At 60.9% G+C, this 6,471-nt stretch carries 5 protein-coding genes; all 5 read right to left on the reverse strand.

Annotated elements, in window-relative coordinates; all coding sequences use genetic code 11:
• Nucleotides 1-111: 111 nt before the first annotated feature.
• Genes cmk through serC form a run of 5 tightly spaced genes read right to left on the reverse strand, consistent with a single transcriptional unit; the run spans nucleotide 112 to nucleotide 6,338 of the window.
• Nucleotides 112-801, reverse strand: a complete 690-nt coding sequence (gene cmk / locus ACW9HW_RS08255) for a (d)CMP kinase (protein WP_077047283.1) — start codon at nucleotides 799-801, stop codon at nucleotides 112-114.
• Complete coding sequence (locus ACW9HW_RS08260) at nucleotides 798-3,005, reverse strand: bifunctional prephenate dehydrogenase/3-phosphoshikimate 1-carboxyvinyltransferase (protein ID WP_256590332.1); 2,208 nt, start codon at nucleotides 3,003-3,005, stop codon at nucleotides 798-800. The genes cmk and ACW9HW_RS08260 overlap by 4 nt, the downstream gene beginning before the upstream one ends.
• A 28-nt stretch (nucleotides 3,006-3,033) precedes the next feature.
• A complete protein-coding gene (hisC, locus tag ACW9HW_RS08265) occupies nucleotides 3,034-4,146 on the reverse strand; it encodes a histidinol-phosphate transaminase (protein ID WP_095196491.1) in 1,113 nt (370 codons plus the stop codon).
• Nucleotides 4,147-4,158: 12 nt separating this feature from the next.
• Nucleotides 4,159-5,253: a prephenate dehydratase gene (pheA, locus tag ACW9HW_RS08270; protein ID WP_020800126.1), complete on the reverse strand. Its 1,095-nt coding sequence runs from the start codon at nucleotides 5,251-5,253 to the stop codon at nucleotides 4,159-4,161.
• On the reverse strand, nucleotides 5,253-6,338 hold the full coding sequence (gene serC / locus ACW9HW_RS08275; protein WP_457399370.1) for a 3-phosphoserine/phosphohydroxythreonine transaminase: 1,086 nt from the start codon (nucleotides 6,336-6,338) through the stop codon (nucleotides 5,253-5,255). Before serC ends, pheA begins: the two co-directional genes overlap by 1 nt.
• Between the last annotated feature and the right edge of the window lie 133 nt (nucleotides 6,339-6,471).

The raw sequence follows: 6,471 nt of genomic DNA on the forward strand, positions 1-6,471 counted from the left end.
CTGTTGATGAGGGCGAAGAATACGCCCATCTCCACATCCCAGACGATGTGGGTTAGTTTCATTTAAAAGAAGCGCCACAGGACTATGACTGGTCCCCTGCGGCCCTCTTGGTCACCCGGCGATATCGCGAATGGCGATCTCGCTCATGATGCGTTCCAGCACCTGGTCGATGGATAATTCCGTGGAATCCAGCTGTATGGCGTCAGCCGCCGGCTTGAGCGGGGCTACCGCTCGCTGGGTGTCACGCTCATCGCGCGCACGTATCTCATCTAGCAGACTCGACAGACTAACACCATCGACTTTGCCCTTCAACTGCAAGTATCGACGGCGCGCACGCTCCTCGGCACTGGCAGTGAGGAAAATCTTCAGCGGCGCATCCGGAAAAACCACCGTGCCCATGTCACGCCCATCGGCCACCAGGCCCGGCGCCTCTTGAAAGGCGCGCTGGCGCTGCAGCAGCGCCTCGCGCACCGCAGGCAATGCAGCCACCTGGGAGGCACCCGAACCGACGCTTTCCGTACGGATCACGTCGCTGACTTCGTCGCCTTCCAGAATGATGCGCTGCAACTGACCGTCGGTCGCCGCAATGAACTGCACATCCAGATGAGCGGCCAGTTTTTTCAGCAACTCTTCATTGGTCAGGTCGACGCCATGGTTATGCGCGGCGAACGCCAGCAACCGATAAAGCGCACCGGAGTCCAGCAGGTTCCAGCCCAGGCGCTTGGCCAGTATCCCGGCGACGGTGCCTTTTCCGGAGCCGCTTGGCCCATCAATGGTGATGACCGGTGCAATGTTTTTCACGACTGAGCCTCTTGGGCAACGCGAATACCGACCTGCGCGCACAGCGCGAGGAAGTTGGGAAACGACGTCGCGACGTTGGCGCAATCATGGATGCGGATCGGCGCAGAGGCACGCAGCGAGGCAACACTGAACGCCATGGCAATCCGGTGATCGCCGTGACCGTGCACTTCGCCGCCACCGATCAGGCCGCCATCGATAATGATGCCGTCCGGCGTCGGTTCGCACTTGACGCCCAGCGCCAGCAGACCATCCGCCATGACCTGGATACGGTCCGATTCCTTGACCCGCAGCTCTTCGGCGCCACGCAGCACGGTACGCCCTTCAGCGCAGGCGGCAGCCACGAACAGCACCGGGAATTCGTCGATGGCCAATGGCACCAGTTCTTCCGGAATCTCGATACCTTTGAGTTTAGCTGCCCGCACACGCAGGTCAGCCACCGGCTCGCCGCCGACCTCACGCTGGTTTTCCAGGGTGATGTCAGCGCCCATCAGACGCAGGATGTCGATCACCCCGGTGCGGGTCGGGTTGATGCCGACGTGTTCGAGCACCAGCTCCGAACCTTCGGCAATCGATGCGGCCACCAGGAAGAACGCCGACGACGAGATATCGCCCGGCACTTCGATGTGGGTGGCGGTCAGCTTGTTGCCGGATTCGACCGACGCGGTTGCGCCATTGACGGTGACCGGGTAGCCAAAGCCGCGCAACATGCGCTCGGTATGGTCACGGGTCGGGGCAGGCTCGGTCACGGTGGTTTTGCCATCGGCGTACAGCCCCGCCAGCAGCAGGCAGGATTTCACCTGGGCACTGGCCATTGGCATGGTGTAGGTCAGGCCTTTGAGCTTGTTGCCACCACGAATGGTCATCGGTGGACGACCTTCTGCAGCGGTTTCGATCACGGCACCCATTTCACGCAGTGGATTGGCCACGCGATTCATCGGGCGCTTGGACAGCGAAGCGTCGCCGGTCAGGGTGCTATCGAAGTTCTGCGCGGCCAGCAGGCCGGACAGCAGGCGCATCGAAGTACCCGAGTTGCCCAGATAGATCGGACCCGGCGCAGGCTTCAGGCCATGCAGGCCGACGCCGTGAATGGTCACGCGACCGTGGTGCGGACCTTCAATCACGACGCCCATGTCACGGAAAGCCTGAAGCGTCGCCAGGGCGTCTTCGCCCTCGAGGAAACCTTCCACTTCGGTGACGCCTTCGGCCAGGGAGCCAAGCATGATCGAACGGTGGGAAATCGATTTGTCACCCGGTACGCGAATCCGACCGGACAGGCGGCCACCAGGTTGAGCCAGGAAAATCAGATCGTTGGAATTCATAGCGTCCACATAGGCCCTGCGGGCCAGGATTTTACTGAAATGCTCGCGGGCAACCCGGGCGCGAGTGAAAACGCCCAACAATTGGTGCCCATCCCCTGCATCGACCGCGTCGCGCAAGGCGTCGAGGTCGCTGCGAAATGTATCGAGTGTGCGCAGGACAGCCTCGCGGTTAGCGAGGAAAATGTCGTGCCACATCACCGGGTCGCTTCCGGCGATTCTTGTGAAATCGCGGAAACCGCCCGCAGCGTAACGGAAGATCTCAAGGTTTTCATTGCGCTTGGCCAATGAATCGACCAAGCCGAACGCCAGCAAGTGCGGCAAATGGCTGGTTGCCGCCAACACTTCATCGTGGCGCTCGACCTGCATGTGCTCGACATCGGCGCCCAATTCGCGCCACAAGCGGTCGACCACTGCCAAGGCTGTCGGATCGGTCTGGTCCAGCGGCGTCAGAATCACTTTATGACGGCGAAACAGCTCGGCATTGGAGGCTTCCACCCCACTCTGCTCGGAACCGGCAATCGGGTGCCCCGGCACGAAACGCGACGGCATGCCGCCAAACGCTTCGGTAGCGGCACGCACGACATTACCCTTGGCACTGCCGACGTCGGTCAGGATCGCCCCACCCAGATTCATGCCTGCCAGCCGAGCCAGCAGTTTTTCCATGGCGAGGATCGGCACCGCCAACTGGATAACGTCGGCACCCTGGCAAGCCACTGCCAGGTCGTCTTCACAGCGATCCACCACGCCCAGCTCAACCGCCAGCTTGCGCGACTGCGGATCGAGATCGACCCCGACCACTTCGTGGCACAGGCCACTTTCACGCAAACCCTTGGCAAACGAACCGCCGATCAACCCCAGACCGACCACCACCAGGCGCCCGATCATAGGTTCAGCAGATTGCAACGCAGTGACATCAACCACGAGCCAGAACCTTGGTCAGCGCCTCAAGGAAGCGGCTGTTTTCCGCTGGCAGTCCAATGGTGATGCGCAAGTGATTCGGCAGGCCGTAGTTGGCCACCGGACGCACGATCACGCCTTCGCGCAGCAAGCCCTGGAACACGGGAGCGGCTTCGCGCCCGACATCGACACAAATGAAGTTGCCTTTGGAAGGAATCCAGCTCAACCCCAACTCACGGAAACCCGCTTCCAGTTGTTGCATGCCGGCTTCGTTCAGGCGACGGCTTTCAGCCAGGTACTCGGCGTCCTGCAGTGCGGCGCAGGCAGCGGCCAGGGCCAGGCTATTGACGTTGAATGGCTGACGCACGCGGTTCAGCACGTCGGCGACCACGGCGGTGGACAAGCCATAACCGACACGCAGCGCCGCCAAACCATAAGCCTTGGAGAAGGTGCGCGAAACCAGCAGATTCGGGTAGGCAGCCAGGAAATCCAGGCCGTCCGGCAAGTCGCTGCCTTCGGCGTACTCGATGTAAGCCTCGTCCAGCACCACCAGCACGTGCTCCGGAACGTCCTGCAGGAATTCGTCCAGTGCCTCGGTATCAAACCAGGTCCCGGTCGGGTTATTCGGGTTGGCGATGAACACCACACGGGTATTGGCATCGATCGCCGCGAGCATCGCCGGCAGGTCATGACCCCAGTTTTTGGCCGGGATCACCTTGGCCTGGGCACCCACCGCCTGAGTCACGATCGGATAGACCGCAAACGCATGTTCGCTGAACACCGCATTCAGGCCTGGCGCCAGATAGGCACGCGCAACCAATTCAAGGATGTCATTGGAGCCGTTGCCCAAGGTCACCTGATTGAGCTCGACGCGGCATTGCTCAGCCAGCAGGGTCTTGAGCGCAAAACCATTACCGTCGGGATACCGGGTCAACTCAGCCAGCTCTTCGCGGATGGCCGCCAATGCCTTGGGGCTGGCGCCCAGAGGGTTTTCGTTGCTCGCCAGTTTGACGATGCTGGCCGGATCGATGTCCAGCTCGCGCGCCAGTTCGTCCACGGGCTTGCCTGGAACGTAAGGCGAAAGTTGTTGCACGCCCGGCTGTGCCAGAGCGAGGAAATTACCACTCATTTGCTACCGCCCTTAGAGAACTGCTTTCGGGTAGGAACCCAGCACTTTGAGTGCTACTGCTTCCTGACTGATCTTTTCCAGCACACCTTTTACCAGCGGATCGCGGTGGTGGCCGACAAAGTCGATGAAGAACACGTAGGTCCATTTACCACTGCGCGACGGACGGGTCTCGATTCGCGTCAGGTCGATGCCGTTATCATGGAACGGCACCAGCAACTCATGGAGCGCACCGGGTTTGTTGCTCATGGAAACGATGATCGAGGTCTTGTCGTCGCCGGTCGGCGGCACTTCCTGGTTGCCGATCATGAGGAAACGCGTGGAGTTATCCGGACGGTCCTCGATTTTCTCGGCCAGGCGGGTCAACCCGTACAAACCGGCCGCCATGTCGCCGGCAATCGCCGCCGAGTTCCACTCGCCCTTGACCCGCTTGGCCGCTTCGGCGTTGCTGGACACCGCCACGCGCTCGACATTCGGGTAATGCGCATCCAGCCACTTGCGGCACTGGGCCAGGGACTGGGCGTGGGAGTAGATACGACTGATGCTGTCGGTCTTGGTGTTTTCACCGACCAACAGGTGGTGGTGAATCCGCAGCTCGACTTCACCGCAGATCACCATGTCGTGTTCGAGGAAGCTGTCGAGGGTGTGGTTGACCGCGCCCTCGGTGGAGTTTTCCACCGGAACCACGCCAAAGTTCACCGCACCGGCCGCCACTTCACGGAACACTTCGTCGATCGCCGCCATCGGCTTGCTGATCACCGCGTGACCAAAGTGCTTCAGGGCCGCCGCCTGGGTGAAGGTGCCTTCCGGGCCGAGGTAAGCCACTTTCAACGGCTGCTCGAGGGCCAGGCACGAGGACATGATTTCACGGAACAACCGCGCCATCTCTTCGTTGCCCAGCGGTCCCTGGTTGCGCTCCATGACGCGCTTGAGCACCTGAGCTTCACGCTCAGGACGATAGAACACCGGCACTTCGCCTTCGGCCAGCGAGGCCATCTTTACTCGCGCGACTTCCTGGGCGCAGCGCGCACGCTCACTGATCAGCTCCAGGACTTTCTCGTCCAGGGCATCAATGCGCAGGCGCAGTGCCTTGAGTTCTTGCTCAGACATTAGCCGTGTTCCTTCTCGAACTCTGCCATGTACGCCACCAGCGCGTTGATCGCGTTGATGTCGACGGCGTTATAGATGGAAGCGCGCATGCCGCCCACGGAACGGTGACCCTTGAGGTTCAGCAGGCCACGTTCGTCGGCGCCCGCCAGGAACGGCTTGTCCAGACGATCATCCGCCAGGCGGAACGGCACGTTCATCCACGAGCGGTCCGACTTGTTGATCGGGTTGCTGTAGAGACCGCTGGCATCGATGAAGTCGTAGAGCGTGCGCTGCTTCACTTCATTGAGCTTGCCAATGGCTTCGACACCGCCCTGTTCTTTCAGCCACTCAAATACCAGGCCGGACAGGTACCAGGCCAGGGTCGGCGGAGTGTTGTACATCGAGCCGTTATCGGCCGCGATCTTGTAGTTGAGCATGGTCGGGCACAGGGAACGGGCGCGACCGAGCAGGTCTTCGCGAACGATGTTGACCACGATGCCGCTCGGGCCGATGTTTTTCTGGGCGCCGGCGTAGATCATGCCGAAGCGCGAGACATCCGTCGGGCGCGAAAGAATGTCCGACGACATGTCGGCCACCAGCGGAACATCACCGGTTTCCGGGATCCACTGGAATTCCAGGCCGCCGATGGTTTCGTTCGGCGCGTAGTGAACGTAGGCCGCGTCCTTGGACAGCTTCCACTCGTTCTGGCCGGGGATGGCGAAATAGTCGTAGGGCTTGGCGGTAGCGGCAACGTTGACGTGGCCGTAGCGCGACGCTTCTTCAATGGCTTTCTGCGACCAGATACCGGTGTCGATATAGTCGGCAGAGCCGCCTTCGGGCAGCAGGTTCAGCGGAATCTGGGCAAATTGCTGGCTGGCGCCGCCTTGCAGGAACAGCACTTTATAGTTCGAGGGGATATTCAGCAGATCACGCAGATCCTGCTCGGCCTTGGTGGCAATGGATACGAACTCATCGCTGCGATGGCTCATTTCCATGACCGACAGGCCCTTGCCGTGCCAGTCGAGGAGTTCACCCTGGGCGCGCTGCAGGACAGCTTCGGGAAGCGCCGCAGGACCGGCGCAGAAGTTATAGGCTCTCTTGCTCACATCCAATCTCGCTCTGATTTGGTGGTATCACGCAATAAATCACATTAACAATCGACACAGGGTCCCTGCTGAAGCAGACAACCTGTGGGAGCGAGCCTGCTCGCGAATGCTTCACCGCGGTGTTTCAGAGATA

It is taken from the genome of Pseudomonas sp. SDO5532_S415 (assembly GCF_054071155.1).

Excerpts from the sequence above, each read along its gene's own strand:
- hisC (WP_095196491.1), bottom strand. The coding sequence starts at position 4,146 with ATGAGTGGTAATTTCCTCGCTCTGGCACAGCCGGGCGTGCAACAACTT.
- pheA (WP_020800126.1), bottom strand. The coding sequence starts at position 5,253 with ATGTCTGAGCAAGAACTCAAGGCACTGCGCCTGCGCATTGATGCCCTG.
- ACW9HW_RS08260 (WP_256590332.1), bottom strand. The coding sequence starts at position 3,005 with ATGATCGGGCGCCTGGTGGTGGTCGGTCTGGGGTTGATCGGCGGTTCG.